This is a genomic window from Lacinutrix sp. (assembly GCF_029238095.1).
GTDB lineage: Bacteria > Bacteroidota > Bacteroidia > Flavobacteriales > Flavobacteriaceae > Lacinutrix.
The window spans coordinates 213,646-240,564 of sequence record NZ_JAQWGS010000027.1 but is presented as its reverse complement, the minus strand read 5'-3'; the positions used below and the strand labels follow the sequence as shown (position 1 = coordinate 240,564).

At 32.8% G+C, this 26,919-nt stretch carries 33 protein-coding genes and 1 tRNA gene; 21 read left to right on the top strand and 13 right to left on the bottom strand.

Features of this window, described 5'->3' with window-relative positions; translation table 11 throughout:
- Positions 1–41: 41 nt before the first annotated feature.
- From P8H50_RS10675 to P8H50_RS10655, 5 genes are all read left to right on the top strand, one after another.
- Positions 42–1,178, top strand: coding sequence for a P-loop NTPase (locus P8H50_RS10675; RefSeq protein ID WP_300208764.1), 1,137 nt, complete (start codon positions 42–44; stop codon positions 1,176–1,178).
- A gap of 1 nt (position 1,179) precedes the next feature.
- Positions 1,180–1,422 carry a NifU family protein gene (locus P8H50_RS10670; RefSeq protein ID WP_300208762.1) on the top strand — a complete coding sequence of 81 codons (243 nt, stop codon included), beginning with the start codon at positions 1,180–1,182 and terminating at the stop codon, positions 1,420–1,422.
- A gap of 83 nt (positions 1,423–1,505) precedes the next feature.
- Complete coding sequence (locus P8H50_RS10665) at positions 1,506–2,558, top strand: NAD(P)/FAD-dependent oxidoreductase (protein ID WP_300208760.1); 1,053 nt, start codon at positions 1,506–1,508, stop codon at positions 2,556–2,558.
- A complete protein-coding gene (locus P8H50_RS10660) occupies positions 2,558–2,890 on the top strand; it encodes a 2Fe-2S iron-sulfur cluster-binding protein (protein ID WP_300208758.1) in 333 nt (110 codons plus the stop codon). The genes P8H50_RS10665 and P8H50_RS10660 overlap by 1 nt, the downstream gene beginning before the upstream one ends.
- Before the next feature lie 55 nt (positions 2,891–2,945).
- Positions 2,946–3,281, top strand: coding sequence for a hypothetical protein (locus tag P8H50_RS10655; RefSeq protein WP_300208756.1), 336 nt, complete (start codon positions 2,946–2,948; stop codon positions 3,279–3,281).
- 1 nt (position 3,282) lies between these two features.
- Here the strand turns inward: P8H50_RS10655 and P8H50_RS10650 are convergent, their stop codons facing one another.
- The 5 genes from P8H50_RS10650 to P8H50_RS10630 all read right to left on the bottom strand — a co-directional run bounded on the left by P8H50_RS10650 (position 3,283) and on the right by P8H50_RS10630 (position 7,563).
- The gene (locus tag P8H50_RS10650) at positions 3,283–4,182 is read right to left on the bottom strand and encodes a metallophosphoesterase family protein (RefSeq protein WP_300208754.1); all 900 of its coding nucleotides are present in this window, start codon (positions 4,180–4,182) and stop codon (positions 3,283–3,285) included.
- Positions 4,183–4,308: 126 nt separating this feature from the next.
- Entirely contained in the window at positions 4,309–5,487 is a 1,179-nt protein-coding gene (locus tag P8H50_RS10645) for an acyl-CoA dehydrogenase family protein (RefSeq protein ID WP_300208752.1), read from the bottom strand.
- 63 nt (positions 5,488–5,550) lie between these two features.
- Entirely contained in the window at positions 5,551–6,264 is a 714-nt protein-coding gene (locus P8H50_RS10640; RefSeq protein WP_300208750.1) for a methyltransferase, read from the bottom strand.
- Positions 6,265–6,350: 86 nt separating this feature from the next.
- Positions 6,351–6,881 (bottom strand): ribosome maturation factor RimM, encoded by a 531-nt coding sequence (gene rimM, locus P8H50_RS10635; RefSeq protein ID WP_300208748.1) that lies wholly within the window; start codon positions 6,879–6,881, stop codon positions 6,351–6,353.
- A gap of 166 nt (positions 6,882–7,047) precedes the next feature.
- Positions 7,048–7,563: a 30S ribosomal protein S16 gene (locus P8H50_RS10630; protein ID WP_300208746.1), complete on the bottom strand. Its 516-nt coding sequence runs from the start codon at positions 7,561–7,563 to the stop codon at positions 7,048–7,050.
- 143 nt (positions 7,564–7,706) lie between these two features.
- Here P8H50_RS10630 and P8H50_RS10625 point away from each other — a divergent pair, with 143 nt between their 5' ends.
- From P8H50_RS10625 to P8H50_RS10585, 9 genes are all read left to right on the top strand, one after another.
- Complete coding sequence (locus tag P8H50_RS10625) at positions 7,707–9,275, top strand: DUF6252 family protein (RefSeq protein WP_300208744.1); 1,569 nt, start codon at positions 7,707–7,709, stop codon at positions 9,273–9,275.
- A 206-nt stretch (positions 9,276–9,481) separates the two neighbouring features.
- Positions 9,482–9,931, top strand: a complete 450-nt coding sequence (locus tag P8H50_RS10620) for a PA2169 family four-helix-bundle protein (RefSeq protein WP_300208742.1) — start codon at positions 9,482–9,484, stop codon at positions 9,929–9,931.
- Between the two features lie 152 nt (positions 9,932–10,083).
- Positions 10,084–14,475 (top strand): DNA polymerase III subunit alpha, encoded by a 4,392-nt coding sequence (dnaE, locus tag P8H50_RS10615; RefSeq protein WP_300208740.1) that lies wholly within the window; start codon positions 10,084–10,086, stop codon positions 14,473–14,475.
- Positions 14,476–14,608: 133 nt separating this feature from the next.
- Positions 14,609–14,926, top strand: a complete 318-nt coding sequence (trxA, locus tag P8H50_RS10610; protein WP_300208738.1) for a thioredoxin — start codon at positions 14,609–14,611, stop codon at positions 14,924–14,926.
- A 79-nt stretch (positions 14,927–15,005) separates the two neighbouring features.
- Complete coding sequence (locus tag P8H50_RS10605; protein WP_300208736.1) at positions 15,006–15,548, top strand: ATP-dependent Clp protease proteolytic subunit; 543 nt, start codon at positions 15,006–15,008, stop codon at positions 15,546–15,548.
- A gap of 47 nt (positions 15,549–15,595) precedes the next feature.
- Positions 15,596–16,525, top strand: a complete 930-nt coding sequence (locus tag P8H50_RS10600; protein WP_300208734.1) for a DUF58 domain-containing protein — start codon at positions 15,596–15,598, stop codon at positions 16,523–16,525.
- A gap of 76 nt (positions 16,526–16,601) precedes the next feature.
- Positions 16,602–16,675: transfer RNA gene (locus tag P8H50_RS10595), tRNA-Asp, on the top strand.
- Positions 16,676–16,795: 120 nt separating this feature from the next.
- Positions 16,796–16,918, top strand: coding sequence for a hypothetical protein (locus P8H50_RS10590; protein WP_300208732.1), 123 nt, complete (start codon positions 16,796–16,798; stop codon positions 16,916–16,918).
- 23 nt (positions 16,919–16,941) lie between these two features.
- Complete coding sequence (locus tag P8H50_RS10585) at positions 16,942–18,141, top strand: site-specific integrase (protein WP_300208730.1); 1,200 nt, start codon at positions 16,942–16,944, stop codon at positions 18,139–18,141.
- Between the two features lie 103 nt (positions 18,142–18,244).
- Here the strand turns inward: P8H50_RS10585 and P8H50_RS10580 are convergent, their stop codons facing one another.
- The 6 genes from P8H50_RS10580 to P8H50_RS10555 all read right to left on the bottom strand — a co-directional run bounded on the left by P8H50_RS10580 (position 18,245) and on the right by P8H50_RS10555 (position 20,763).
- Positions 18,245–18,577, bottom strand: coding sequence for a hypothetical protein (locus P8H50_RS10580; RefSeq protein ID WP_300208728.1), 333 nt, complete (start codon positions 18,575–18,577; stop codon positions 18,245–18,247).
- A 43-nt stretch (positions 18,578–18,620) separates the two neighbouring features.
- Positions 18,621–19,031 carry a hypothetical protein gene (locus P8H50_RS10575; RefSeq protein WP_300208727.1) on the bottom strand — a complete coding sequence of 137 codons (411 nt, stop codon included), beginning with the start codon at positions 19,029–19,031 and terminating at the stop codon, positions 18,621–18,623.
- A gap of 54 nt (positions 19,032–19,085) precedes the next feature.
- Positions 19,086–19,358, bottom strand: a complete 273-nt coding sequence (locus tag P8H50_RS10570) for an RICIN domain-containing protein (RefSeq protein ID WP_300208725.1) — start codon at positions 19,356–19,358, stop codon at positions 19,086–19,088.
- A gap of 135 nt (positions 19,359–19,493) precedes the next feature.
- Complete coding sequence (locus tag P8H50_RS10565) at positions 19,494–19,739, bottom strand: hypothetical protein (protein ID WP_300208723.1); 246 nt, start codon at positions 19,737–19,739, stop codon at positions 19,494–19,496.
- A gap of 120 nt (positions 19,740–19,859) precedes the next feature.
- Entirely contained in the window at positions 19,860–20,267 is a 408-nt protein-coding gene (locus tag P8H50_RS10560; RefSeq protein ID WP_300208721.1) for a hypothetical protein, read from the bottom strand.
- Positions 20,268–20,397: 130 nt separating this feature from the next.
- On the bottom strand, positions 20,398–20,763 hold the full coding sequence (locus P8H50_RS10555; protein ID WP_300208719.1) for a hypothetical protein: 366 nt from the start codon (positions 20,761–20,763) through the stop codon (positions 20,398–20,400).
- A 522-nt stretch (positions 20,764–21,285) separates the two neighbouring features.
- Here P8H50_RS10555 and P8H50_RS10550 point away from each other — a divergent pair.
- Both P8H50_RS10550 and P8H50_RS10545 read left to right on the top strand, forming a co-directional pair.
- Positions 21,286–21,927 (top strand): tetratricopeptide repeat protein, encoded by a 642-nt coding sequence (locus P8H50_RS10550; RefSeq protein WP_300208717.1) that lies wholly within the window; start codon positions 21,286–21,288, stop codon positions 21,925–21,927.
- 36 nt (positions 21,928–21,963) lie between these two features.
- On the top strand, positions 21,964–22,440 hold the full coding sequence (locus tag P8H50_RS10545) for a hypothetical protein (RefSeq protein ID WP_300208715.1): 477 nt from the start codon (positions 21,964–21,966) through the stop codon (positions 22,438–22,440).
- Between the two features lie 64 nt (positions 22,441–22,504).
- Here the strand turns inward: P8H50_RS10545 and P8H50_RS10540 are convergent, their stop codons facing one another.
- Together P8H50_RS10540 and P8H50_RS10535 are read right to left on the bottom strand one after the other, a co-directional pair.
- Complete coding sequence (locus P8H50_RS10540) at positions 22,505–22,720, bottom strand: Bax inhibitor-1/YccA family protein (protein ID WP_366900979.1); 216 nt, start codon at positions 22,718–22,720, stop codon at positions 22,505–22,507.
- Positions 22,645–23,277: a hypothetical protein gene (locus P8H50_RS10535; RefSeq protein WP_300208714.1), complete on the bottom strand. Its 633-nt coding sequence runs from the start codon at positions 23,275–23,277 to the stop codon at positions 22,645–22,647. Before P8H50_RS10535 ends, P8H50_RS10540 begins: the two co-directional genes overlap by 76 nt.
- 89 nt (positions 23,278–23,366) lie before the next feature.
- Between P8H50_RS10535 and P8H50_RS10530 the strand changes: the two genes are divergently transcribed.
- The 5 genes from P8H50_RS10530 (at position 23,367) to P8H50_RS10510 (ending at position 26,919) form a co-directional block, all read left to right on the top strand.
- Positions 23,367–23,948 carry a cell envelope biogenesis protein OmpA gene (locus tag P8H50_RS10530; protein ID WP_300208712.1) on the top strand — a complete coding sequence of 194 codons (582 nt, stop codon included), beginning with the start codon at positions 23,367–23,369 and terminating at the stop codon, positions 23,946–23,948.
- On the top strand, positions 23,949–24,503 hold the full coding sequence (gene ruvC, locus P8H50_RS10525) for a crossover junction endodeoxyribonuclease RuvC (RefSeq protein WP_300208710.1): 555 nt from the start codon (positions 23,949–23,951) through the stop codon (positions 24,501–24,503).
- Positions 24,504–24,582: 79 nt separating this feature from the next.
- The gene (gene hemW, locus P8H50_RS10520; RefSeq protein ID WP_300208708.1) at positions 24,583–25,716 is read left to right on the top strand and encodes a radical SAM family heme chaperone HemW; all 1,134 of its coding nucleotides are present in this window, start codon (positions 24,583–24,585) and stop codon (positions 25,714–25,716) included.
- On the top strand, positions 25,713–26,459 hold the full coding sequence (locus P8H50_RS10515; protein WP_300208706.1) for a cyclase family protein: 747 nt from the start codon (positions 25,713–25,715) through the stop codon (positions 26,457–26,459). The genes hemW and P8H50_RS10515 overlap by 4 nt, the downstream gene beginning before the upstream one ends.
- Position 26,460: 1 nt before the next feature.
- Positions 26,461–26,919: a DUF4230 domain-containing protein gene (locus tag P8H50_RS10510; RefSeq protein ID WP_366900976.1), complete on the top strand. Its 459-nt coding sequence runs from the start codon at positions 26,461–26,463 to the stop codon at positions 26,917–26,919.

The following is a 26,919-nucleotide window of genomic DNA, read 5'->3' as shown; positions in this document are numbered from 1 at the left end:
AAGACTATAGTTTTCATTCTCATTACTATTATTAAAAAACTATGAAAATTACAAAACAAAACATCCTTAATGCACTAAAAACCATAACAGTTCCTGGAGAAGGACGAAACATGGTTGAAAGTGGTGCAGTAAAAAACGTAGTTACTTTTGCAGACGACGTAATAGTAGACATTACTATTAAAAACCCAACATTACAAGCACGAAAAAAAACCGAAGTAGAAATACTTAAGGCCATACATGAGCAAGTATACCAAAAAGCACAAGTAAAGGTAAATATTTCTGTAGATGCTCCAGTAAAGCCTGCAGCAAACGAAATAAAAGGAAAATCTATTCCAGGTATTCAAAATATAGTAGCTATTGCTTCTGGAAAAGGAGGTGTAGGGAAATCTACCGTTACAGCAAACTTAGCAGTATCGTTAAGTAAAATGGGATTTAAAGTTGGTATTTTAGATGCAGATATTTATGGGCCATCCATGCCAATCATGTTCGATGTGGAAATGGAAAAACCACTATCTGTAACCGTAGATGGCAAATCTAAAATGAAACCTGTAGAAAGTTACGGCATAAAAATATTGTCAATAGGCTTTTTTACAAAGCCAGATCAAGCAGTTGTTTGGCGTGGACCAATGGCAGCAAAAGCTTTAAACCAAATGATTTTTGATGCTGCTTGGGGAGAATTAGATTTCTTGTTGTTAGATTTACCTCCAGGCACAGGAGATATTCATTTAAGTATAATGCAATCGCTTCCAATTACAGGAGCAGTTGTTGTAAGTACACCACAAAATGTAGCGTTAGCAGATGCAAAAAAAGGTGTAGCAATGTTTCAACAAGACAGTATTAACGTTCCTGTTTTAGGGATTATAGAAAACATGGCTTACTTTACACCAGAAGAATTGCCAGACAATAAGTACTACATCTTTGGAAAAGAAGGTGCTAAGCATTTAGCTGAAGATTTGCAAGTGCCTCTTTTAGGCGAAATACCTCTAGTACAAAGTATACGTGAAGCAGGAGATATAGGAAGGCCAGCAGCTTTACAAACGGCAACTGTATTAGAAAAAGCATTCGAAACTATTACTCGAAATGTAGTACAAGAAGTAGTGAATAGAAATGAAAACTTACCAGAACCTGAAGCAATTAAAATTACTACAATGGCTGGATGTTCAGCAGTAAAAAAATAATATGACAATAGAGGAGCTAAGACTTAATGTAGAAAAAGCGTTAGACGAAATCCGTCCGTTTTTACAAAGTGATGGTGGAGACATCTCATTACTATCAATTGAAGATAATAAGGTGGTAAAAGTACAGTTAGAAGGTGCTTGCGTTGGTTGTAGTGTAAACCAAATGACACTAAAATCTGGTGTAGAAATGACCATAAAAAAATATGCTCCACAAATAGAACAAGTTATTAATGTTGAAGCTTGAAAAATTAAAACTGTAATGTCACTTTTGTCACATACATTTATTAGTTTAAGCTATAACTTTGTCTTTTTCGAAATTTAAAATTCATGATTAAAACAGATATCTTAATTATTGGTGCTGGACCAACGGGATTATTTACAGTGTTCGAAGCTGGTTTATTAAAATTAAAATGCCATTTAATAGACGCATTACCTCAAGCTGGAGGACAATGTTCAGAAATCTATCCTAAAAAACCTATTTACGATATTCCTGCATATCCAGAGATTCTAGCAGGAGATTTAACTCATAAACTCCTTGAGCAGTGTAAACAATTTGAACCTGGTTTTACACTTGGTGAACGTGCAGAAACAATTGATAAACAAAAGGATGGTACTTTTATTGTTACTACAAGCAAAGGCACCAAGCATCATGCTCCAGTGGTTGCCATTGCTGGAGGCTTAGGTAGTTTTGAACCACGTAAACCTTTAATTGACAATCTTGTTGAATATGAAGATAAAGGTGTTGAGTATATTATTAAAGAACCAGAGTTTTATAGAAATAAAAAAGTAGTGATTGCTGGAGGAGGAGACTCAGCTCTGGATTGGAGTATCTTTTTAAGTGATGTCGCTTCTGAAGTAACGCTAATTCATAGACGAAATGAGTTTAGAGGACATTTAGACTCTGTTGAAAAAGTACAGGAATTAAAAAATGACGGAAAAATAAATTTAATTACTCCTGCCGAAGTTATTGGTGTAGAAGGTAATGGGAAAATTGAAGCTATTACTGTAAAACAGGACGCTAAAACCTTTACTAAACAATGTGATCATTTTATCCCACTATTTGGTTTATCTCCAAAATTAGGACCAATAGCAGATTGGGGATTAGAGATTGAAAAAAACGCTATAAAAGTAAATAACGCTCTAGACTACCAAACAAATATTCCTGGTATTTATGCTATTGGTGATGTAAATACTTATCCAGGAAAATTAAAATTAATCCTTTGTGGGTTTCACGAAGCAACACTAATGTGTCAATCTGCATATCAAATAATCAATCCTAGCAAGAAATATGTATTAAAATACACAACTGTAAGTGGTGTTGATGGCTTTGATGGCACTAGAAAAGAAGCTCCTAAAGCAGTAGTTAAAAAGATTGAATAGTGGAACAAGACATAAATATTAAAATAACAGATCGAGATGGTGTAACACATGAGGTGTTAGCGCCTACAGATATGGCAATGAATTTAATGGAGGTAGTACGTAGTTACGAGCTAGCACCAGAAGGGACCATTGGTATTTGTGGTGGAATGGCCATGTGTGCTTCTTGTCAATGTTATGTGCTTAGTGATACAGAATTACCAGAAATGCAAGACGATGAAGAAGCAATGCTTTCTGAAGCCTTTTACGTTAAAGATAATTCGCGTTTAGGTTGCCAAATACAAATGACACCAGAAATGGAAGGTTTGGAAGTGGAATTGGCACCAGAAAGTTAATTTTTTAAAACCTTAATCTTCTTTTTTTCGTAAGTGAAACATAAAAACAATCATTATGGCTTCATTCGAAATTATTTCCTTTAAATCTGAAGATTACAGAGTATTATACAATTGTGAAGATGCAATAGAGTTTACAAGTATTGCATGCGAATCTAAAAGAATTTGTTTTAATTTAATCATTGCTATCAGAAGAAATAGTAAAAAAACTACTGCATTTCAAATTAGCCAACTCAGTTGTGGGAGTTGGTTTTTTTATTTAAAAAACACAACAACAAATGCTGTACTAGGGCAAAGTAAAACCTATATTGAAAAATCTATCGTTCTAGAAAAATTAAAAACATTTCAGTTAAACATGCTAAAGGCAGCATTTATAAATAAGAGAATGCATTAATCTAACTCACTCTATACTTTTCGAGTGCTATTGGTCCTTCTAACAATACTCTTACAATTTGCAATGTACCATCATCTGTTGTAGAAATCTGCCATTTAATCAAAGAAATTTCACCATTTTCTATTTCAATACCAGTAATACTTCTTGGGTGAACACAGCTACCATCGTTAAAAAAAGCAATGTCTCCAGGCTCTGGAAAACGTGGTCTATGTGTGTGGCCAACAACTGTTATAAGGTTATTATTTTCTGTAATCCATTTTTTTGTTCTGCGTTCAACCTTAATTAACTCCTTATAATTTTTTGCGGGACTTGTAGGATCTGCAATTCCCATAACATTAAGTGGTTTCCAAAGCAAGCGTACCATAAAACGACTCCATTTCCAAAAGATATAATTCCACCAATCGGCTTGATGACCATGCGTTAAAAACAATTCTTGATCTGTACTGCAATGTTTTAGTACAATACCTTCGTGGTATTTTATGTCTTTAAATAGCTCAACTTCTTCACCTGTTTTAGGATCAAAATAAGTAGATAAATGTTTTTTTACATAATCTGGATTTCTGTATACCATATCGTGGTTTCCCCAAATTAGATGTAGTCTATTATCCTTATGAAACAGTTTCATGAGCATATACACATTCTTGTGAGCATTTAAAATAGACTCAAAAGATAAATTTTCCCAGAGTTCATCACCATCACCAAGTTCGCAATAGCTGAAACCTTCGGCGTAATAATACTTTAAGGCATGAAAATAAATATTTCGATTATTTGCAAAATCGTCAGCAAAACTATTGTCTCCACGATGGCAATCACTAAATAGTATAATTTTACTATCATTGTCAAATTCAACAATTTTAGCTTCTTTGTAAGCGCGATCTAACCTTTTTTTAGCTGAAAACATAAAAGTAAATGTAAACAAAAATTTGAATAAAAAATGCCTCCCATTTTAAGAGAAGCATTTTAAAGAATATCATTTATCGCACATACAACAATTCCGTTTGAGTGAGATAAAATGTCGTCTAACTGTCTATTGGAAGGCGTTAAGACCAGTAATATCTAGTCCAGTAATTAGTAAGTGAATATCATGCGTTCCTTCGTAAGTTACAACGCTTTCTAGATTCATCATATGTCTCATAATGGAGTATTCTCCACTAATTCCCATGCCTCCAAGCATTTGTCTAGCATCACGAGCAATCGTTAAAGCCATATCTACATTATTACGTTTAGCCATAGAAATTTGTGCTGAAGTTGCAGTTCCGTTTTCACGCATTACACCAAGTCTCCAGGCTAAAAGTTGTGCTTTGGTAATTTCGGTAATCATTTCGGCTAATTTCTTTTGTTGTAATTGAAACTGTCCAATTGGCTTACCAAACTGAATACGTTCTTTACTGTAACGCAAAGCAGTGTCATAACAATCCATTGCAGCACCTATAGCTCCCCAAGCAATACCAAAACGAGCAGAATCTAGGCAACCTAATGGTGCTCCTAATCCAGATTTGTTAGGTAGTAAGTTCTCCTTAGGTACTTTTACATTATCAAAAATAAGCTCTCCTGTTGCACTTGCTCTAAGCGACCATTTATTGTGTGTTTCTGGTGTTGTAAAACCTTCCATTCCACGTTCTACAATTAAGCCATGAATGCGTCCTTCCTCATTTTTTGCCCAAACCACTGCAACGTTACAAAACGGCGAATTACTAATCCACATTTTTGCACCATTTAAAAGATAATGGTCACCCATATCTTTATAGTTAGTTACCATTCCACCTGGATTACTTCCATGATCTGGCTCTGTTAATCCAAAGCTACCAATCCATTCTCCACTAGCTAGTTTAGGTAAGTATTTTTTGCGTTGTGCTTCATTTCCATATTTCCAAATAGGATACATAACAAGCGAACTTTGTACAGAAGCAGTACTACGCACTCCACTATCGCCACGCTCTATCTCTTGCATAATTAAACCATAAGAAATCTGATCTAAACCAGCACCACCATATTCCTCAGGTATGTATGGTCCAAAAGCACCAATTTCTGCCAAACCACCAATAATAGATTTTGGAAATTCTGCTTTCTGGGCTGCTTCCTCTATAATAGGTGAGACGTCGCGTTTTACCCATTCTCTGGCAGCATCACGCACTAATTTATGTTCTTCTGTTAAAAGTTCGTCAAGATTATAATAATCTGGAGCTTCGAATAAATCTGGCTTCATAATTTTAGTTTTAATTTCGGTTAACAAAAATAACGAAAACGTTTGCAGTTGACAATTTTATTATCACATTTTAAGATAAAAATTTTTTGTTAAATTTACATAAGCTTCGGTGTAGTTATGTCTTGCGTTCTCAATTACAAGTTCGTTGCTAATTATTTCGCTTTCGTGGAAAGACATCTCGATTAAAGAACGTTTAATATCAGAATAGAGATTGCCACGAACCCGAGTAATTTTGTTTAATTTTAAGTTTACAGCTGATGCTAATGCAATAAATTGAGACTCTTCTTTAAACGGAATGATAGTACAAAACGTACCATCTTTTATTAATAATTTTGAAACACTCTCTAGTAAATGGGCAAATGGCATGGCATCCTGAAAACGTGCTAAGTCACGTTCTATGTATTCTGTTTTGTAATCTTCGCTGTAAAAAGGTGGATTACAAATAATTAAATCGTATTGGTCTTCAATTTCTTCAGTAAATTCTGCTAAATCTGCATGGTAGCAAAATAATCTATCACTCCAAGGCGAAGTTTCAAAGTTATCTACACATTGTTCGTATGCCATTTCATCGATTTCTAAAGCATCAATAACTTCTGCATCACAGCGTTGCGCTAGCATTAAAGATAAAATTCCAGTTCCAGCACCAATATCTAAAGCAGCAAAAGGTTGTTTTTTTATAGTAGACCAAGCACCAAGTAAAACACCATCTGTGCCAATTTTCATAGCGCATTGGTCTTGTTTAACCGTAAATTGTTTGAATTTAAATGGTTTGTTCATATTTGTCATTCCAAAAACGGTAGGAATTCTACTTAATAGTTATTTTTAATATTTTGTGTTCTAGCGAAAGCAGAAATGAAAATGGTTTATTCTTCTAAATACAAATCAATCAGTCCTTCTGGTGTGTCAACATAAATTGTTTTATTCTCTTTATCTACTTTAGAGATAAATTCATCATTCATAGGTATTAAAATCTCAATACCTTCTCTGTCTATTTCAAAAAGAGATTGTGAGGTAGTGTCATTTACACCTTTAATAATACCAACTTCTCCAAAATTTTTATCTTCTACTTTAAAACCTATAATTTCGTGAAAGTAAAATTTATCACCTTCAAGTTCTGGCAAAAAGGTTAATGGTAAATAACATTCGCATTTAATTAATGCTTCAGCATCAGCTTCAGTATCAACATCTTCAAATTTAACACGAAGTAATTCGCTTTTATGCAATTGAGAGCTTTCAACAAAAAACGGAATAAAATTACCACGTAAGTCTATAAATATAGCATCGAGGTTTTCGTAAAGGTTAGGTTCGTCTGTATCTAGTTTTATAAGTAGTTCGCCTTTAAAACTATATTTTTTTACAATTTTACCTAAAAAGAAACAGTCGTCCTTAGTCATAAAAATATTTTTTTGTTTCTGTATAAAATGGAAGTCAAATTAATTTTATAAAATTCCATTTTTATTAGTGGAATTTGTTTCATTACAAATTTTATTTTAAAATACTATGTAACAAAAAAAACTCCGATAAATTTTATCGGAGTTTAAAAGTATAAAAAATTAATTTTTATTCTTCTTCGTTTGTAGCTTTTACATCTTCAGCCGGAGCTTCTTCTGCAACTTCCTCTTCAACAACTGGAGCAGCTGCTGCGATTCTTGCCTCATTTGCCGCTTTTTCAGCTTCAAATGCTTTAGCTTTAGCTTCAGCTTCCGCTTTAGTTAAGCCTTCTTTTTTAGCATCTACCTTTCCAGCTTTTTCTTCTAACCAAGCAGCGAATTTTTTCTCAGCTTGTTCTTCAGTTAAAGCACCTTTACGAACTCCACCAGCAAGGTGATTTTTCAATAAAGCTCCTTTGTAAGATAATAATGCTTTGGCTGTATCAGTTGGTTGTGCACCATTCTGTAACCATTTTACTGCACCATCAACATCTAATTCGATTGTTGCAGGATTAGTGTTTGGATTGTAAGCACCTAATTTCTCTAGGTATTTACCATCTCTTGTCGCGCGAGCATCTGCTGCTACGATCCAGTAATAAGGTTTTCCTTTCTTACCGTGTCTTTGTAATCTTATTTTTACAGGCATAAAAATTAATTTGTGAGGTTCTCGACCTCTATTATTAATAAGTCTGCAAAGATACAATATTTATTTAAATATCAAGTTTTTATACTAAATCTCTCTCATTGTAATTTTTTATTTTATTTTTGAGTCCTCGAAATACACAAACTATGAAAAAAATTATCGTTTTAATTCTAGTAAGCTTCGTTTTTTTTGGTTGCGGAGAAGAGTTAGAGTTTAATACACCATCGTTTCAAGCCAATAAAGACGGGAACTTGTGGGAAGCTAGTAGCTATTTTGCAACTGTAGATGCTAATGGTGTAATAACAGTTACAGGAACAGATGGTTTAGAGACGGTAACTTTAGTTGCCTTTCCGCAAGATAGTTTTGTTTGTACTAGTAATGATAATAGTGTATTTGCAAGTGAGCAAGGTAATTGCTTCGATGTTTATACAAACACTAATTATTCTTTCGCTACGCTTACAGATATCAATAATACATTATGGTCTACAAATAATGTTCCAGATCAAAGTGTTCAAATTTATACTGGAGATGGTGAAATTAATATTAGAGAAGCCAACATAGAAACAGGTCTTATTTCAGGAAAATTTCATTTCACTGCTTTTAATACTTCAGGATTATCTTCAATTAATATTAACGAAGGTTTTTTCTATAATGTTCCTTTTACAACTGGTGATACTGTTACTTATTTTACTTGTGTAGACGCACAAGAGGCAACAGCTGCAGCATTAGTTGCTTTTAATAATGTAAGCACACTAGATGCAGCAGCCTATGAGTTAGCTTGTAACAACTATACTTCAGCACTGCAAGTAAAAATGGATTTATGTGGTGATCCTAATGGTGATATACAAGAAATTTTAGACCAATTAAATGCTAATAATTGTCAAATTACATGTGATCAAGCGGTAGATAATTCTCAAGTAGGATTAAATGCCTACGTTGCTGCTAATATGTCTAACTACGTTGAAATGTGTAATAATTATACACAATATCTAACATTACAAATTCAATTTTGTGGAGATACAGATGGTTCAATACAAGCAACCATAGATAGTTTAGATTGTAATGATGACGATGCAGATGGTGTTCCAAATGTTTTTGAAGATTTAAATAACGATGGAGATTATACAAATGATGATACAGATGGTGATTTAAATCCAGATTACTTAGATGAAGACGATGATGATGATTTAGTTACTACAGCCACAGAATTAGTTTTCGATGTTAATGGAAATCCAATTGATACAGATGGAGATGGTATACCAGATTATTTAGATGAAGACGACGATGGTGATGGCATATTAACCATCAACGAAACTGGAGATACAGATAGTGATGGTATTCCAGATTATTTAGATTCAGATGACGATGGAGATGGGATTTTAACCATTTTTGAAAGTCCTGATTTAGACTCAAATGGAGATCCATCAGATGCTATAGATACAGATGGAGATATGATTCCAAATTATCTGGATTCAGATGACGATGGAGATTCTATATTAACCATTTTTGAAAATCCAGATCCTAATGCAGATGGTATTCCTAATGATGCTCAAAATTTTGATGGTGATACACTACCAGATTATTTAGATGATGATGATGATAATGATGGTTTACTAACTATAAACGAAAATCCAGATCCTAATGGAGATGGTAACCCAGACGATGCAGCTAATACAGATGGAGATTCTGCACCAGATTACTTAGATGCGACATAATATTCTAAAAATAGATTTTATATAAAAGAAGCAACTCAAATAGAGTTGCTTCTTTTTGTTAAAAACCCTTAAAGATGCAGTAAATACTCATAAGGTCTGTTAAATTGCTTGACTAAACTTATTTTATCTATTATATTAAGATTGTTGATGTAAAACAATACGCATCGCAAAAAAAAGTATTGAAATTTAAAATGATAAAAGATATTATGAAGTACACTGAAGAAATTTCGAACAAGTTAAACGAATTATTGGTAAAAAATTATGATGCCGAAAAAGGCTACATAGACGCTTACAAAAATGTAGATAGTAACGATTTAAAAATATTCTTTAAACGAAGAGCTACAGAGCGTAGTAATTTCGCAAAAGAGCTAAGGACAGAAATCTTGCAATACGGAGAAATCCCAGAAGATTCTGGTTCCTTTAAAGGTGCAATGCATAGAAATTGGATGAAATTAAAATCTACATTTTCAGAAAACGATGAAGCGGCTATTTTAGAAGAAGCAATTAGAGGTGAAGAAACTAGCTTGGAAGAATATAATGAGTTAATAACAGAAAAAAACTTACCACCAACCATTGATAGTTTAATTGCAAAACACCAAAATGCAATTCAAGTCGCAATTAATACAGAAAAGGCTAAATTAGAATTAGTATCATAAACTGATTTAGAAATATAAATTTCAGGAAAACCAGCTTTTAAAGCTGGTTTTCTGTGTTTAAAACTGTTTATAACTTTCAACTTCATGAACCTTTATTTTTTTGTAGTTTTATAGACTCTGTTTGAACAATAATAACGTCTTAAAAACAATCCATGTATTTAATTTTCGATACTGAAACCACAGGCTTACCAAAACGTTGGGATGCTCCAATTACTGATACAGATAATTGGCCAAGATGTATTCAAATTGCTTGGCAATTGCATGATGCCATGGGAAACTGTGTTGAAAGCGAGGATTATTTAGTAAAACCAGAAGGCTTTAATATACCTTACGATGCAGAGAAGATACATGGCATTTCTACTGAATTAGCTCAAGAACAAGGCTCTGCTTTAAAAAATGTTTTAGAGAAGTTTAATATAGCGCTTAACAAAACTAAATTTGTAGTTGGGCAAAATGTAAAGTTCGATCTCAATATTATGGGAGCAGAATTTGTACGAGAAAACCTTACAAACAACTTACAAGAATTACCGGTTTTAGATACTTGTACAGAACATACAGCCAGTTTATGCGAGCTTCCAGGAGGACGTTATGGAAAGTTTAAATTACCAACATTAACAGAGTTACATCAGTATCTATTTAATCAACCATTTGCAGAAGCACATAATGCAACAGCAGATGTAGAGGCTACAACGCGTTGCTTTTTAGAATTAGTTAGAAGACAGCAATATACTCAAGAACAGCTAGATGTTCAGCCAGATTATTTCGAGCGTTTTTCAGAGGCGAATCCACAGCCAATAGAACTTATAGGTTTAAAACATATTAACCTTAAAAAGGAAAGTGCCAAGATTAATGCCAGATTACAAAAAGCACAAACAAGCGATATTTCTTCAGCTGAAATAAAAGAAAATATAGCCGACTTACAAGCTGTAGATTTTGTGCACTTGCATAATCATTCCCAATTTTCTGTATTACAATCTACAATGAGCGTGGCAGATTTAGTTGCAGTTGCAGCAGAGCATAATATGCCTGCAGTTGCACTAACCGATCATGCAAACATGATGGGAGCTTTTCACTTTGTAAATGCAGTAAATAAGCACAACAAAGCAGTAGAGGTAAAAATTGCAGCAGCCGAAGCCGAAGGCAAAACAACGTCTGCTAAAGAAATAAAACCAATTGTTGGTTGCGAGTTCTTTGTTTGCGATAACCATTTAGATAAAACAAGAAAAGACAATGGTTATCAAATTGTACTTATTGCTAAAAATAAAAAAGGCTATCATAATCTAGCAAAATTATCATCTCACGCATTTGTTGATGGCTTTTACTACTTACCAAGAATTGATAAAAAACTGATTGAACAATACAAAGAAGATTTAATTTGCTTAACTGGAAATTTATATGGCGAAGTGCCAAGTAAGATTTTAAATGTAGGTGAAAACCAAGCAGAAGAAGCTTTAGTTTGGTGGAAAGAGACTTTTAAAGACGATTTGTATGTTGAGATTATGCGTCACAATCAAGAAGACGAAAACCGTGTAAATCCAACATTAATAAATCTTGCAAATAAGCATAACATAAAACTTGTTGCAACAAACAACACATATTACTCAAAACAAGAAGATGCTAATGCTCACGATATTTTATTGTGTGTAAAAGATGGAGAAAAACAAGCTACACCAATAGGGCGAGGCAGAGGTTACAGATACGGTTTGCCAAACCAAGAGTATTATTTTAAGTCTGCAGAGGCTATGAAAAATGTCTTTAAAGATGTTCCAGAAGCTATAACCAATATCCAAGAAGTAGTCGATAAAATTGAAAGCTTTCAATTAGCTCGTGAGGTGTTATTACCAGCCTTCGATATTCCTGAAGAATTTATAAGCGAAGAAGATTTAAAAGATGGTGGTAAACGTGGTGAAAACGCTTTTTTAAGACATTTAACCTATCAAGGTGCTAAAAAACGTTATGGAGAAGAGCTTAGTGAAGAAGTTATAGAAAGACTTGATTTTGAGTTAAGTGTAATTGAGAAAACGGGTTATCCAGGCTATTTTTTAATTGTAGAAGACTTTATTCGTGAGGCTAGAAATATGGATGTTTCTGTTGGACCAGGTCGTGGCTCTGCAGCTGGCTCTGTAGTAGCTTATTGCTTGTGGATTACTAATATCGATCCGTTATTATACAATTTACTTTTTGAGCGTTTCTTAAATCCAGATCGTGTAAGTATGCCAGATATCGATATCGATTTTGATGATGAAGGTCGAAGTCGTGTTATGGATTACGTAATTAATAAATACGGAAGTAATCAAGTAGCACAAATTATCACTTATGGAACAATGGCTGCGAAGTCATCAATTAGAGATACTGCTCGTGTTTTAGATTTGCCGCTTTTTGATGCTGATAGAATAGCGAAGCTCATTCCAACAATGTCAAAACTAAATAAAATTTTTGGCTTATCGGAAAAAGAATTAGGAAGCAAATTTAGAGCTGAAGATTTAGAAAAAATAAATGAGCTTTTAAATATTTCTGAAGGAGATGACCTTCAAGCTGAAACTGTAAACATTGCAAGATCATTAGAAGGCTCAGTTAGAAACACTGGAATTCATGCCTGTGGTGTTATTATCACACCAGACGACATTACTAAGTTCGTTCCAGTAGCACTAGCTAAAGATTCAGATTTATATGTAACGCAATTTGATAACTCTGTTGTAGAGGATGCAGGATTATTAAAAATGGATTTTTTAGGTCTTAAAACGCTAACGCTCATAAAAGATACTGTAAAAATTGTAAAAGCAAAACATGGTATTTTATTAGATCCTGATAGCTTTCCCTTAGACGATGAAAAGACATACAAGTTATTTCAAAGAGGAGAAACTGTTGGTGTTTTTCAATACGAATCACCAGGAATGCAAAAGCATTTAAAAGATTTAAAACCTACCGTTTTCGACGATTTAATTGCCATGAACGCACTTTATCGTCCAGGGCCAATGGAATACATTCCAAGTTTTGTTCGCAGAAAACATGGCGATGAAGATATTGAGTACGATTTACCAGCTATGGAAGAGTACTTAAAAGAAACTTATGGTATTACAGTATACCAAGAGCAAGTGATGCTGCTCTCCCAAAAACTCGCAGATTTCACCAAAGGTGAAGCCGATGTTTTACGTAAAGCCATGGGTAAAAAACAGATTGCAGTTCTCGATAAAATGAAACCAAAATTTATCGAGCAAGCCAGTGCAAAAGGTCACGATGCTAAAAAACTAGAAAAAATTTGGAAAGATTGGGAAGCCTTTGCGAGTTATGCTTTTAACAAATCGCACTCTACTTGTTATGCTTGGATTGCCTACCAAACGGCTTATTTAAAAGCACATTATCCTGCAGAATATATGGCAGCTGTATTGTCTAATAACATGAACGATATTAAGCAGGTTACCTTTTTTATGGAAGAATGTAAACGCATGAAATTGCCTGTATTAGGCCCAGATGTTAACGAGAGTTATTATAAGTTTTCTGTAAATAAAGATAATGCTGTGCGTTTTGGAATGGGAGCCATAAAAGGTGTTGGACATGGTGCAGTGATGACGATTGTAGAAAACAGAAAAAAAGATGGAAATTATAAATCCATCTTCGATTTAGCAAAACGAATCGATTTACGAGCAGCAAATAAAAAAGCGTTCGAAAATTTAGCTTTAGCAGGAGGTTTTGATTGTTTTCAAGAAACGCATCGTGCACAGTATTTTCAAAAGGAAGGAAGCGATTTAACCTTTCTAGAAAAGGCAATAAAATTTGCACATAAATTTCAGGAAAATGAAAATTCAGCTCAAGTAAGCTTATTTGGTAGTGCGAGTGAGGTAGAAATAGCCGAACCACAAATTCCACCATGCGAAACTTGGGGAACAATGGAAAAACTAGCTCAAGAACGTGAAGTGGTAGGTGTCTATATTTCTGGGCATCCATTAGACGATTTTAGAACAGAAATGAAAAATTTCTGTACAGGAACCATTGCCTATTTTAATGATTTAACACCACACATTAACAAAGAAATCACCTTTGGTGGAGTTGTTACAGATGTGCAACATCGAGTGAGTAAACAAGGTAAAGGTTGGGCTTTATTTACAGTTGAAGATTATACAGATACCTTCGAGTTTCGCATTTTCGGAGAAGAATATTTAAAGCACAGGCACTTTTTAATGAAAAATAATTTTGTGCATGTTAAAACCTTTGTACGAGAAGGTTGGGTAAACAGAGATACTGGTAAAAAGAGTGATCCAAGATTACAATTTAACAGTTTTCAATTGTTGCATGATGTTATGGATAAGCATGTTAAAAAACTGTCCATTCAGCTAAATATTAAAGAATTAGAGCCGGATAAAATTCAAAATTTAAAAGCATTAATTGCTATGCATCCAGGAAGCCACTTGCTAGATTTTGTGGTGTACGATAATAGAGAGGAAATTAAAGTTGAAATGCCAAGTAGAAGACAAAAAGTAAAAGTAACTCAAGAGCTATTAAGCGAACTAGAAGAACAACAAGTTTATTATAAGTTAAATTCTTAAATATTTTAATACAAAATAAGCACAGTCAATACAGCCATAAGTTAAACAAATTGAAGGCTTGTAAGGTTTGGCAGAATTTTTGACTAATATTGCATATTAACAGTGAGTAAACACACAATTAAATTATAGTATTATGGCATTAGAAATAACAGATGCAAATTTTGAAGAAACAGTATTAAATAGCGACAAGCCAGTAATGGTAGACTTTTGGGCTGCTTGGTGTGGACCATGTAGAATGGTTGGGCCAATTATAGACCAAATTAGCGAAGAGTACGAAGGAAGAGCTATAGTAGGAAAGGTAGATGTAGATGCTAACCAAGAATTTGCAGCGAAGTATGGTGTAAGAAACATACCTACAGTATTAGTTTTCCAAAATGGAGAAGTGGTTGGAAGACAAGTTGGTGTAGCACCAAAGAATGCATACTCTGAAGCTATTGACGCTTTATTATAGAAATATATTTCATAAAGAATTGATAAAGGTTTGCTGTAATGGCAAACCTTTTTTTATTTTAGTAAAAAAGTAAACTATAATGAGTAAAACAATAAAAGCGCAAGACGCTATAGATAGCAAATTATTAGAAGAAAGAAAAGTGTTTCTTTGGGGAATGGTAGACGATAAAAGTGCAAAACATGTTATTGATAGATTGTTGTATTTAGACAGTTTAGAGACTAAAGACATAACATTATATATTAACAGTCCAGGAGGTTATGTAACTTCTGGTTTTGCAATGTACGATTGTATTAAATCGCTTAAAAGCGATGTGTCTACAGTCTGTACAGGTTTAGCTGCTTCTATGGGATCTATTCTTTTGTCTGTAGGTACAAAAGGAAAACGGTTTATTCAACCACATGCTAGAGTTATGATTCATCAGCCAAGTGGTGGAGCTCGAGGTCAAGCCAGTGATATAGAAATTACGGCTCAAGAAATTGTAAAAACAAAAGAGTTAAGTGCTAAAATTTTAGCAGAGAATTGTGGGCAAGATTTTGATAAAGTAATGAAAGATTTTAATCGTGACCACTGGATGGGAGCAGAAGAGTCTAAAGCTTATGGCATTGTAGACAATATTATATAATCCTATAAAAAACAACACTTACTTCCTATTGGGAAGATTTAAATAGGATGAATTTACAAGACGAATTAAATAAAGCTGGGGGATTTAAAAACCTTGAACACTTGGCAAAACAAGTTGTTGAAGGTTTTATTTCTGGTATGCATAAAAGTCCGTTTCATGGGTTTTCGGCAGAATTTGCAGAACATAAAATCTACAATCAAGGCGAAAGCACGCGCCATATAGATTGGAAATTATTTGCAAAAACAGATAAGTTATATACTAAACGATATGATGATGAAACGAATTTGCGTTGTCATATTATTCTAGATAATAGTAGCTCGATGCACTATCCAGAAATGAATCATTTTTCGATAGATAAATTAAATAAAATTGCATTTTCTGCTTTAGCTGCTGCCTCGTTAATGCATATTTTAAAAAAACAACGTGATGCTGTTGGATTAAGTATTTATAGTGACGCATATGATTTTTATTCAAGTGAAAAAGGAAGCGAACGTCACCATCAAATGCTTTTAGCACAATTAAGTAATGCCGCTTTAAGCAAACCCAAAAACAAGAAAACAGAAACTTACCAATATCTACATCAAATTGCAGAGAAAATACACAGGCGTTCTCTAATATTTGTGTTTACAGACATGTTTCAAACCACTACAGATGAGGTTAAGCTTTTTGAAGCTTTAAGGCACTTAAAACACAACAAGCATGAAGTTGTCCTGTTTCATGTTTTTGATAAAAGTAAAGAGTTAACTTTTGATTTCGACAACAAACCTAAGCGATTTTTAGACGTTGAAACTGGTGAGCATATTAATTTATATAGTGAACAAGTAAAAGATAATTATGAAGCTTTAGTTGGCGATTATTTTAAAGAGCTTCGTGTAAAATGTGGTCAAAACAGAATTAAATACGTTGAAGCAGATATAAATAAAAATTTTGATGCTATTTTAACTAGCTATATGTTAGAGCGACAAAAATTTATTTAAATTTTTTTTAAAAAAAATCAATAAAAGGTTTGCAGTATTAATTAAGCAGTGTATATTTGCCCTCGCAATACGCAACGGTCTGGTAGTTCAGTTGGTTAGAATGTCGCCCTGTCACGGCGAAGGTCGCGGGTTCGAGTCCCGTCCAGACCGCAAAATTGCTTAAAGCTTCAACGTAGTTGAAGCTTTTTTTAGCAAAAAATTTAGTTGTGTTGTTTTGATGGATGTAGTAGTCCATCAAACAGGTAGAAAGCTAGTTAATAGCTTAAACCAATGAGAAGCTTTCCTTTTTTCTATATAGAAAATTGGGATGCTTTTTTGTTTTTAGCCGTTTTTTCTTCCAAAAAAGGTGTCCTTTTCGGTGTACCATATTCTTCAAAAGGTGTACCATCGTAAAATCTCATAAAATATTGAAAATCATGAAATTAAATATACTATTCCTATTGTATAAAGCTAAAACCAATTCTAAAGGTAAATGCCCTATTAAATGTAGAATCACCTTCAATAAAACCCGAAAAGAGTTCTCTACAGGTTTGTTTATTAAACCAGAGCACTGGAACTCAAAAACACAGTTTGTAGAACCACCTGAACCTGATGAAGAATCACTAAACACCCAATTGAGCCTGATTAAGACCAAACTTAGTCAGGCTTTTTTGTTTTTACAGGTGAGGGGTACAGACTTTGATGTGGATGATGTGCTTAACAAGTACAAAGGCGAAACCCCAAAAACAGATTATGGCGTTTTGGAAATATACAACCTGCACACTGCTAGAATTAAAAAACTTGTTGGTCTAGAGATACAAGAAGTGACCTATTCCAAATACGTAGAGTCAGGTAGACATTTAAAGTGCTTTATTAAGTTTAAATATAAAGTCAACGATATTAAATTAAAGACGCTTAAAAGCACCTTTTTAGAACATTATGAATACTATCTCAAAACAGAAAAGAACCTTAAGCAAAGCACCTTAAATAAGGTTATTCAACGTTTTAGAAGCGCTATTAAATATGCTATTTCAGAAGATTATTTAGATAAAGACCCATTTATGCTCTATAAAGCCAAACGAGTTAAAAAAGAGGTGGTGTTTTTATCATCAGAACAGCTTAAAATACTTGAAGATAAAACATTTAAAATAGAGCGCATACAGAAAGTTAAAGATATGTTCGTGTTTTGTTGTTATACAGGTTTAGGCTTTACCGAAATGAAACACCTCAAGAAAAAAGATATTTCCAAAGAGTTTGACGGTGAGTTGTGGATTAATGTAAAGAGGTCAAAGACCAAAAGAAGTTATAAGGTGCCATTATTACCAAAAGCCCAAGAGATCATGAATAGGTATAAAGCAGATGATGAAGCGTATGTATTTGCCAACATATCCAATGCTAATTTTAATGCGTATTTAAAGGAAATTGCAGATCTCTGTAATATAGACATCAACCTAACGCACCACATAGCTAGAAAGACCTTCGCAAGTACAGTACTGTTGTATAATAATGTGCCTATTGAGGTGGTAAGCAAGTTATTAGGTCATGCCAAAATACAGACCACACAGGATAGTTATGGTAAGGTGGTAGAGAAACAGATTAGCATGGCTATTAAAAAGTTAAAGAAACAGGTTCTATAACTAAGTTACAGAAAGCTATGGGGCATTCATCTATAAATGTTAGTTTAACCTATTTAAGAGGATTAGAAATCGCTGAATTAAAAGAAGAAGATATGCCTATGGTTTAGTTGTTCCAATGATTTTTTAATTTTTCTCTTTCTCTCTTAATTTCTTCTTTGTGTTTGCTAATACGTTCACGGCTATTTGTTATTTTTACTTTATCTCTGTCAATAATCCTAGAAAATTCTTTCCATTCATCCGCCCTCGAGCTTCTTAAATTAGCTTTAGAAGAACTACTAGAAGTTGACTTTATCTTGTAGGAATACGATTCAGCTCTTCTTTTTTTACGGGTTCTAACAGATGCAATATTTTCACGATAATCTGCTATTTTTTCTTTTTCACTTTCAATTGCTCGTTTTATTCGTTCAATTTGATGTTTTATATAATTTTTACTCATTAGGTTTTATTAAAATTATTTGATTTTTTATTGCTGCTAGTTTTTATTGTTTGTGAATTTTATCTTTTTCATAATCTAATCTTAAAACAACAAAATAGTTGTCTTTTAACCATTTTAATACATCTTCAGGACAGTTAAAATTTTTATATCCACCTATAAGTTTTTGAGCCATTGACTTTACTCCACCTTCAATATGTTCTCTATGAAATTTATACCTTTTAATTTTTTTTGCAACAACATAAGTTTTGTGATGTGGTATGTTCTGAAAACTTTGATTCTTCAATTTAGCAACACGCTCACTTTCTTTGCTTATTATTGGAAATGCATCGTGATGTATATCTCGAATAATTTTACCAATGAGACCTAGAGTATTCGGGGTGCTTTTCCCTTTTAATTGTTTAATAGCTCCATACAGAACTTTCGCTCCGTCTATTGCCTCCGCCCCTAATTTCATAAGTATTTAATTTGTATTTGAAATTAATAAATTTATCGATAGGCTACCCCATAATTAAGAATCTCTTTTAAAAACCCACTTTTGATTGTCACCTCCGTGTTTTTCCCATATTTGTAAATGTTGTCCATTTTTAATATCACCCTGTGGAATATCAATGCAGTATTTTTTATTGATTGCTGACACAATACTACCATCATCCTCAAAAACCCACTTTTGATTGTCACCTCCGTGTTTTTCCCATATTTGTAAATGTTGTCCATTTTTAATATCACCCTGTGGAATATCAATGCACAACCGATTAATTTGACTGGAAATAATTTTCTTCATTAAAATTAATTATTAGTTACAAGTCAAATATAACCAATCCTACCTAAACATACAATCACTTTTCCTTTAAAGAGTATATGGTTCTTATAAGAAACTGGTCTGGTGTAGCTTTCTATAATAGCTTCTCTTGGGTTGTTAATTTCTAATAGCATTATCAAGTTGTTGATCTGAATAATCACTTAATCTATCTATTATTTCTACTGTAAAGTTTTGTTGTTGTTCTACTTCCTCTTGTTGAGGTTTTGTAAGCACATAAGGCATTGCTAATTGTATTAGTTTTAGTCTTTCAGCCTTTGTCATATCTTCTATATCAAAAGAGGCTATAACCTCATCTATTAGCTTTGATAGCTTTTCTTTTATTGTGGCTATAGAAATATTCAAGCGCACAGGTTCAATAGCCAAGCTACAAAACACTATGGGTCATTCGTCTATGGATGTATCTCTGACCTACTTAAGAGGTTTAGAAATAGCTGAACTGAGAGAAGAAGATATGCCTATTGTTTAGTTACAGTCAGAATTTAATCTAAACAAACTATATTCTGGAGTTTCAAAATATGCTTCACCACCATCACATTCAAATGTAACAGGAGTTAATAATTCGTTTCCAAAATTTAAATCAACCGTTAAAATATTATCTTCAAAGGTGTAGTTGTTCGTTCCAGGAATGTGGTTTCCGTCCCCTGCTTCAAAAGATTCATATTGAGCTTGGCAGTCGCCTTCAACACAATAGTAAGTGTAACGGATTCCATCCTTAAAGAGGTACATTGTATTTCCAACTGGGACAGTACCTTCTATTAGCCATTTACCTTCAATTGAATAATTTGGAGCTGGTAAATTAGTGTCTTCTGAACTATCATCACTTGAACAAGCGAAGACTAATAAAGAGGCGAGTAAGAGTAGTTTTTTCATTGTTGTTTTACGTTTAAAGGGTAAATATATTAAATATATATAAACACAGTAGCTGAAATAGTAGATTATTTAATTTCGTTTAGTTTTAGTACTAAAAGATGTGTGATTAGTTACTTTTTTGAGGTGTTTGCTAGTTTGTTTGTTTTTTACGCTTGTCTAAACTTATAAAGCTACTACTATTAGTGCCAAGTTTACCACTAGCTATTTCCTTTTGTAGCTTACGTTTAGCTTTGTGCTTTTCATGTTGAGCATCCACTAAGGCTACTAATTCTGGTTGCAGACTCTTTATTTTAGTTTTCAGTTTAGCATATGCAGGTCTTACAAGAGAAATCTTATCAGTATACTTCAAATACTTGTTATCTGGATGAATCCTCTTCCATAACTCAAGAGGGTATTCATTAATAATATCTGCTATAGTCATAAAACGATGATTCCAACTAATGACATCACCAAGCATCAATTTGTGATTTTGTGGATTATTGTGTTTGCCTTTCATGAAACGTGATAAAGTGTATTTACATACAAGATGACCTGAAGCGGAAAAGTACTTAAAATTAGCTGATTATACAACACATTTATCTGATTATTAGCACTTTTACGAATTCCTCAAAAATAAACTCTACTTCTTTTTACTGAGCTCTTTTTAGGTGTTTTTGTATGTAAATACATCTATTTCGGGAAAGCCTATAATGCTATTGGAAACTATGATAAATCACTTGAGAATTTTAGTAGAGCAGTAGAAAATAATAACCAAAACAGCCAGTTACAATACGAATATGCAAAACTATTAAGTAAGGTAAAAAAGAACAGAGAAGCTGTTATAATTTTTAACACACTTAAAGCAAAAGATAGCACTAACCCAAATTACCATTACGAATTAGGTGTTGTTTTAGAGCGCTTATCTCAAGAAACAGATGCTCAAAACTGCTTTAAAAAGGCATTTAGAATAGACAGTACTCACCAAAAAGCTATTTATAAATTATCGAGACACAGTCTTAAAAACAAAGCATTCGAGAGGTTGGATACTTTACTAACCGTTGGCTTAAATAGTTATCCTAAAAATGCTGCATTAATTAGTTTAAAAGCTCAAAGCTTGTTTTTACAAAACGATTATACTAAGGCTATTGTATGGTTCGAAAATCTTTTAGCATTAGGAGATAAAAGCCAATTTGTATTCGAGAAATTAAGCCATGCTTATAAAAAAGAGTTAGAATACGAAAAGGCAATAGAATGTATGGAACAAGCACTATTATTTGAGCCTAAAAACACAGAAAATTTATTTAAACTAGGCAGTTTGTACCAATTAATAAACGACTATAAAAAAGCAGAAAAGTATATTAAGCAAGCGCTCGAGCTTCAAGATTTGCCTTTGGATAGAGAATATAGCAAACTCGCAACGGTTTATAATCGTTTAGAGAAGCCACAACAAGCGCTAATCTATTTTAAAAAGGCGCTAAAAGAAAACCCGAAAAATGAAAGTGCCAAATTTTTTATAGTACTTACCAAAGCAAGCTATTACAAAGATTTACAAAGTAAAATAGAACTATTCGAGAATTATATTGAAAAGAATCCTGAAAGTAATTACATTACTCAAGCAAAATGGGAACTCAAGAAGCTTACCAAAGAACGTTTTCTAAAAGTTGAAGAACAGAAAAATTAAAGAAAAATATTGTACTTTTCGGTTTCAGTTAATGTCATGAAAAAAGTACTCATTTTCTTTTTAATTATAAGCGCAACATCTTGCGAATATTTTAATGCGAAAAAAATAACTTCTGAGGAAATTTACAACGAAGAAGTAAAAACCTTCAATTGGAATTCGGTAGACACCTATCCAACGTTTTCTTCTTGCGATACTTTTGATGCTAAAGCTGAAAAGAAAACGTGTTTCGAAAACACACTATCTGAGCATATTACTTCAAGTTTACAAAATGAAACCATAATGGTATCTCAAGATATTGACGATACAGTGATTTTAGAATTTCAGATTTCAGAAACAGGAGAAATCACAATAAAACACATCGCTTTAAAAGAGAGTACGGAAACCGAAATCCCAAACTTAAAACACTGGATTGCAAGTAGTCTTAATACGTTGCCTAAAGTTTTTCCTGCCATTAAGCGTAATCAACCTGTAAAAACTGAGTTTAAACTACCCATTATTATTACAGTAAATTAAAGTTTGTAAATGCTTATTTGCTTGTTCGTGTGAAACACTAGATAACAGAATTTTAATCTAGAATTTAAAACTTTATGGCTAACTTTTTCATCAATCTTAAAATCTCTACATACAACCAAACAATAGTTACGAGTAAACCATAACAAGCCATCCATTCTTTATATTTTGGTGCTCTGTTTTTATAGCGTTCTATAAAATCGAAATCTAATAAAAAAGATAAAGCGGCAAAAGTAGCAGCAACAATATTAAAAGCGATGGCAATCCAGCTAGTTCCCCAAATAAAGGATTGAATTCCGAAAAAACTAAAAGGACCACTATAATAATAAGTAAACGCGAGATGCGATTTATGTTAATTTCAATAGGATATTGACTTACAAAAAGCGAAAAACCTATAATGCCAAAAACAACAGTAACTGTCATTTGCAATAGGTTTCCTATTAAATTTAGTAGTAAAATACGTTTTCTAAATTGTTTTTTAAAGTAAATGGCTTTAGCACCATACTCTCCAATTCTATTTGGTGTAAAAAGAGAAGCAGTAAGCGAGCCTAAACTTTGTTGTAAAGCCATAACAAATGTAGTTTTCTTTGCAAAACTGGCTAGGTTTTGCCATTTTAATATTTCTAAAAACCAGTTAAAACTGCTTAGAAACAGTAAAAAAACAATGTTTTTAGTCAAAAAAACGTTATTTTCATTTAAAAACGTAACAAAGTCTAAAAAGTCTAGCGATGCATTATTTACTAATTTGTTGTAAATAAAATAAAAAGCACCAACAACAATACTTAATTTAATAAGTACAAAAAAGAATTGTTTAGTTTTGTATGAAAATGCGTTATGCAAAGCTTTATATAATCGTACTTGCAAAATAAACCAAAAATTACACAATGAAGTTTAAATCTAATTACTATTGTTTTTTAACCTTAATATTAATGAGTACTTTATGTTTTTCGCAAGAAGACACGAGTAAGTGGAAAGCATTAATTTCGTTTGGCTTAAATAGTCCTTCTCAAGATGGATTAATACAACCTTTCGAGGCTAATAGTATTAATTTCCCATCTATTAATTTAGGAATTCAGCATATGTTTAAACCACAATTAGGTGCAAAACTCGATTTTGGTTATAACCGTTTTACCAATGCAAATAATTCACCAGATTTTAAAGTTAATTACACTAGAATAAATGCTCAATTGGTTTACGATACAACAAGAGATCTTTCATTTTTACCTTTAGGGATAGGAATGGTCTTGCATGCTGGACCTGGTTACACTATGATTAAGCCTTTAGATATTTACAGAGAAAATAAAAACTCATATTTAAATGTAATGGCAGGTTTAGAGTTGCATTATACAATGTCAAAAACCGTATCTTTATTTGTTGATGGTTCTTATATTATGGGTTTCGCAGGCGATTTTGATCCTATTACAGATGGAGCTGGAAGTTTTAATGGTAATATGTTAACACTAACTTTTGGAGCTTCAATATCCTTAAGTGGTTGTAGAACCTGTAATTAAATGGCTGTAGAAAAAATAATTTTAGGTATTGATCCAGGAACTACAATTATGGGTTTTGGACTCATAAAAGTAGTTGGGAAAAAGATGCATTTTTTACAACTAAACGAGCTCGATTTAAAAAAATACGATGACCATTACCTAAAACTCAAGCTTATCTTCGAGCGTACTATAGAGTTAATAGACACACATCATCCAGACGAAATTGCAATTGAAGCACCTTTTTTTGGTAAAAATGTGCAAAGTATGTTAAAGCTTGGTCGAGCACAAGGTGTTGCAATGGCAGCAGGTTTATCTCGCGAAGTACCAATAACAGAATATGCGCCAAAAAAAATTAAAATGGCAATTACCGGAAATGGTAATGCTAGTAAAGAGCAAGTTGCAAAAATGTTGCAAAGCCTTTTAGGTATTAAAACACTACCCAAAAACCTAGATGCTATGGATGGTCTTGGTGCAGCTGTTTGCCATTTTTATAATCAAGGACGTGTTGATGTAGGTAAAAGCTATACTGGCTGGAGTGCTTTTGTAAAGCAGAATGAGAAGCGTGTTGAGAAATGAATGTCAATGAGCACTAAACAATTATCAATAAACAATTTTTAAAAAAACAAGTATAAACAAAGGTTAACTGATAATTGAAATGTCCGGAATCTACATTCACATACCATTCTGTAAGCAAGCTTGCCATTACTGCGACTTTCATTTTTCAACCTCTTTAAAAAAGAAAGACGAGTTAATAGATGCATTAATTCGTGAAATTGAATTACGACAATACGAGTTTAAAAACACCACAGTAGAAACTATTTATTTTGGAGGCGGAACACCAAGTCTATTAACTTCAGAAGAATTAAAACGCATAATTGATTCTGTTTTTAAAAACTATAAAGTTTCTGAAAATCCAGAAATTACACTTGAAGCTAATCCAGACGATTTATGTAGTGAACAAATTATTAATTTATCAAATTCTCAAATCAACAGACTTTCAATAGGTATTCAATCCTTTCATGAAAAAGACTTAAAACTCATGAATCGTGCACACAATACTCAAGAAGCAAAACAGTGTTTAGAAGAAGCTACAAAGTATTTTAATAACATTTCGTTAGATTTAATTTATGGTATTCCAGGTACAACACACCAAGAATGGGAACAGAATATCGATATTGCTTTAGCCTTTGGTATAAAACATATTTCAAGTTATGCGTTAACTGTAGAGCCTAAAACAGCATTAGCATCGTTTATAGACAAAGGTCTAATTAATACTGTAGATGATGCTCTAATACAAGAGCAATTTTATATATTAATAGATAAATTAGAGGCTAATAATTTTGTGCATTACGAGTTGTCTAATTTTGGCAAAGAAGGTTTTTTTAGTAGAAATAATTCTGCCTATTGGCAAGGCAAACACTATATTGGTATTGGTCCTTCAGCACATTCGTTTAATGGAAAACAACGTGGTTGGAATATTAGAAACAATACAAAGTACATTAAAGCAATTCAAAATAATGAGTTGCCAATAGAAACAGAAACCTTAACCAAAACCGATAGATATAACGAGTGTGTTATGACAGGTTTAAGAACTGTTTGGGGAGTTTCAATTAAAAAAATAAAAGCCGAATTTGGCACTACTTTTGAAACCTACCTTTTACAACAAGCTCAAAAACATATTAAAGAACATTTGTTGTATATTGAAGATGATAAATTAAAAGTAACCAAAAAAGGCAAGTTTTTAAGTGATGGAATTGCATCAGACCTTTTTAAAATTAATATAGTTTGATTTCAACAATACAAATACATTCAAAAAAAATAAAAATAGATTTATCCAAACCTTTAGATATTTCTATGTCATTACGTGCTTCCAATAAAAATGCAAATGCCTGGTATATAGATGCTCCAAAAATAGAACCTGTAAAAGTAGACCAGTGGATTGCTAGTGTAAAAGAAGGAGCAGCAATAAACTTTAATAACATACTGTTTAATCCACATGCACATGGTACACATACAGAATGTGTTGGGCATATTACCGAGAAATTTTATAGTATTAATAAATGTTTAAAACAGTTTATGTTTACTGCCGAAGTTATTACTGTGGCACCAGAACAAGTTGGAGAAGATAAAGTGATTTCTAAAAAACAAATTCAGTTTTTGTTAAAAAGAATATCTCCACAAGCTTTAGTTATACGTACAATGCCTAATACTAAAGATAAGAAAAGCAGACACTATTCTAACACCAATTGGCCTTATTTAACAGAGGAAGCTGCAGTTTATATTAGAGAGAAAGGGATTTTACATTTGTTAATAGATTTGCCAAGCGTTGATAAAGAAAAAGACGATGGTCAATTATTAGCCCATAAAGCCTTTTGGGACGTAAATGGTAATATTAGAACAGAAGCTACAATTACAGAGTTTATATATGTACCCAATAAAGTTCTAGATGGAAGCTATATACTAAACCTTCAAATAGCACCTTTTGAGAATGATGCCACACCAAGTAAACCTGTTTTATACAAGATAGATTAATATGGAAATAATTTTTGCAATCATTTTTGGAGTGTTATCAGCTTTGGGAGTTTCAACCTATATTAAACACATTCAAAACAAAAAACTAGCACAAACACAATCTGTAATTCTTTTAGAAAAAATTAAAAAAGTGTGTAAGTTTATAACTGTAGAAGGTGACTTTGCTGAAATTTACCACTACGAAGATGTAAAAGAACGTTTTTTAAAATTGGTATCAAGTACTAAAAAAGCTTTAGTAATAATAGATGCTAAAGCACACGTTGGTTTTGATTTATCTAAAATCGATATGGTTGCTAATCCTGAAACTAAACTCATTACTCTAAAACACTTTCCGCAAGCAGAAATACTCTTTATAGAAACAAACTTAAAATATTACGACAAACAAGATGGTATTTTTAATAAGTTTCAAGCTACAGATTTAACAGCCTTACATAACGAAGCTAAACTTCACATTAGATAA

Coding starts and splice junctions, on each gene's coding strand:
- P8H50_RS10570 (WP_300208725.1), bottom strand. CDS start 19,358: ATGAAGAAAATTATTTCCAGTCAAATTAATCGGTTGTGCATTGATATT.
- rimM (WP_300208748.1), bottom strand. CDS start 6,881: ATGACTAAGGACGACTGTTTCTTTTTAGGTAAAATTGTAAAAAAATAT.
- P8H50_RS10665 (WP_300208760.1), top strand. CDS start 1,506: ATGATTAAAACAGATATCTTAATTATTGGTGCTGGACCAACGGGATTA.
- P8H50_RS10640 (WP_300208750.1), bottom strand. CDS start 6,264: ATGAACAAACCATTTAAATTCAAACAATTTACGGTTAAACAAGACCAA.
- hemW (WP_300208708.1), top strand. CDS start 24,583: ATGTCCGGAATCTACATTCACATACCATTCTGTAAGCAAGCTTGCCAT.
- P8H50_RS10645 (WP_300208752.1), bottom strand. CDS start 5,487: ATGAAGCCAGATTTATTCGAAGCTCCAGATTATTATAATCTTGACGAA.
- P8H50_RS10590 (WP_300208732.1), top strand. CDS start 16,796: ATGAGAAGCTTTCCTTTTTTCTATATAGAAAATTGGGATGCTTTTTTG.
- P8H50_RS10560 (WP_300208721.1), bottom strand. CDS start 20,267: ATGAAAAAACTACTCTTACTCGCCTCTTTATTAGTCTTCGCTTGTTCA.
- P8H50_RS10510 (WP_366900976.1), top strand. CDS start 26,461: ATGGAAATAATTTTTGCAATCATTTTTGGAGTGTTATCAGCTTTGGGA.
- ruvC (WP_300208710.1), top strand. CDS start 23,949: ATGGCTGTAGAAAAAATAATTTTAGGTATTGATCCAGGAACTACAATT.
- P8H50_RS10585 (WP_300208730.1), top strand. CDS start 16,942: ATGAAATTAAATATACTATTCCTATTGTATAAAGCTAAAACCAATTCT.
- dnaE (WP_300208740.1), top strand. CDS start 10,084: ATGTATTTAATTTTCGATACTGAAACCACAGGCTTACCAAAACGTTGG.
- P8H50_RS10655 (WP_300208756.1), top strand. CDS start 2,946: ATGGCTTCATTCGAAATTATTTCCTTTAAATCTGAAGATTACAGAGTA.
- P8H50_RS10675 (WP_300208764.1), top strand. CDS start 42: ATGAAAATTACAAAACAAAACATCCTTAATGCACTAAAAACCATAACA.
- P8H50_RS10625 (WP_300208744.1), top strand. CDS start 7,707: ATGAAAAAAATTATCGTTTTAATTCTAGTAAGCTTCGTTTTTTTTGGT.
- P8H50_RS10605 (WP_300208736.1), top strand. CDS start 15,006: ATGAGTAAAACAATAAAAGCGCAAGACGCTATAGATAGCAAATTATTA.
- P8H50_RS10650 (WP_300208754.1), bottom strand. CDS start 4,182: ATGTTTTCAGCTAAAAAAAGGTTAGATCGCGCTTACAAAGAAGCTAAA.
- P8H50_RS10545 (WP_300208715.1), top strand. CDS start 21,964: ATGAAAAAAGTACTCATTTTCTTTTTAATTATAAGCGCAACATCTTGC.
- P8H50_RS10530 (WP_300208712.1), top strand. CDS start 23,367: ATGAGTACTTTATGTTTTTCGCAAGAAGACACGAGTAAGTGGAAAGCA.
- P8H50_RS10580 (WP_300208728.1), bottom strand. CDS start 18,577: ATGAGTAAAAATTATATAAAACATCAAATTGAACGAATAAAACGAGCA.
- P8H50_RS10670 (WP_300208762.1), top strand. CDS start 1,180: ATGACAATAGAGGAGCTAAGACTTAATGTAGAAAAAGCGTTAGACGAA.
- P8H50_RS10575 (WP_300208727.1), bottom strand. CDS start 19,031: ATGAAATTAGGGGCGGAGGCAATAGACGGAGCGAAAGTTCTGTATGGA.
- P8H50_RS10630 (WP_300208746.1), bottom strand. CDS start 7,563: ATGCCTGTAAAAATAAGATTACAAAGACACGGTAAGAAAGGAAAACCT.
- P8H50_RS10620 (WP_300208742.1), top strand. CDS start 9,482: ATGAAGTACACTGAAGAAATTTCGAACAAGTTAAACGAATTATTGGTA.
- P8H50_RS10600 (WP_300208734.1), top strand. CDS start 15,596: ATGAATTTACAAGACGAATTAAATAAAGCTGGGGGATTTAAAAACCTT.
- P8H50_RS10555 (WP_300208719.1), bottom strand. CDS start 20,763: ATGAAAGGCAAACACAATAATCCACAAAATCACAAATTGATGCTTGGT.
- trxA (WP_300208738.1), top strand. CDS start 14,609: ATGGCATTAGAAATAACAGATGCAAATTTTGAAGAAACAGTATTAAAT.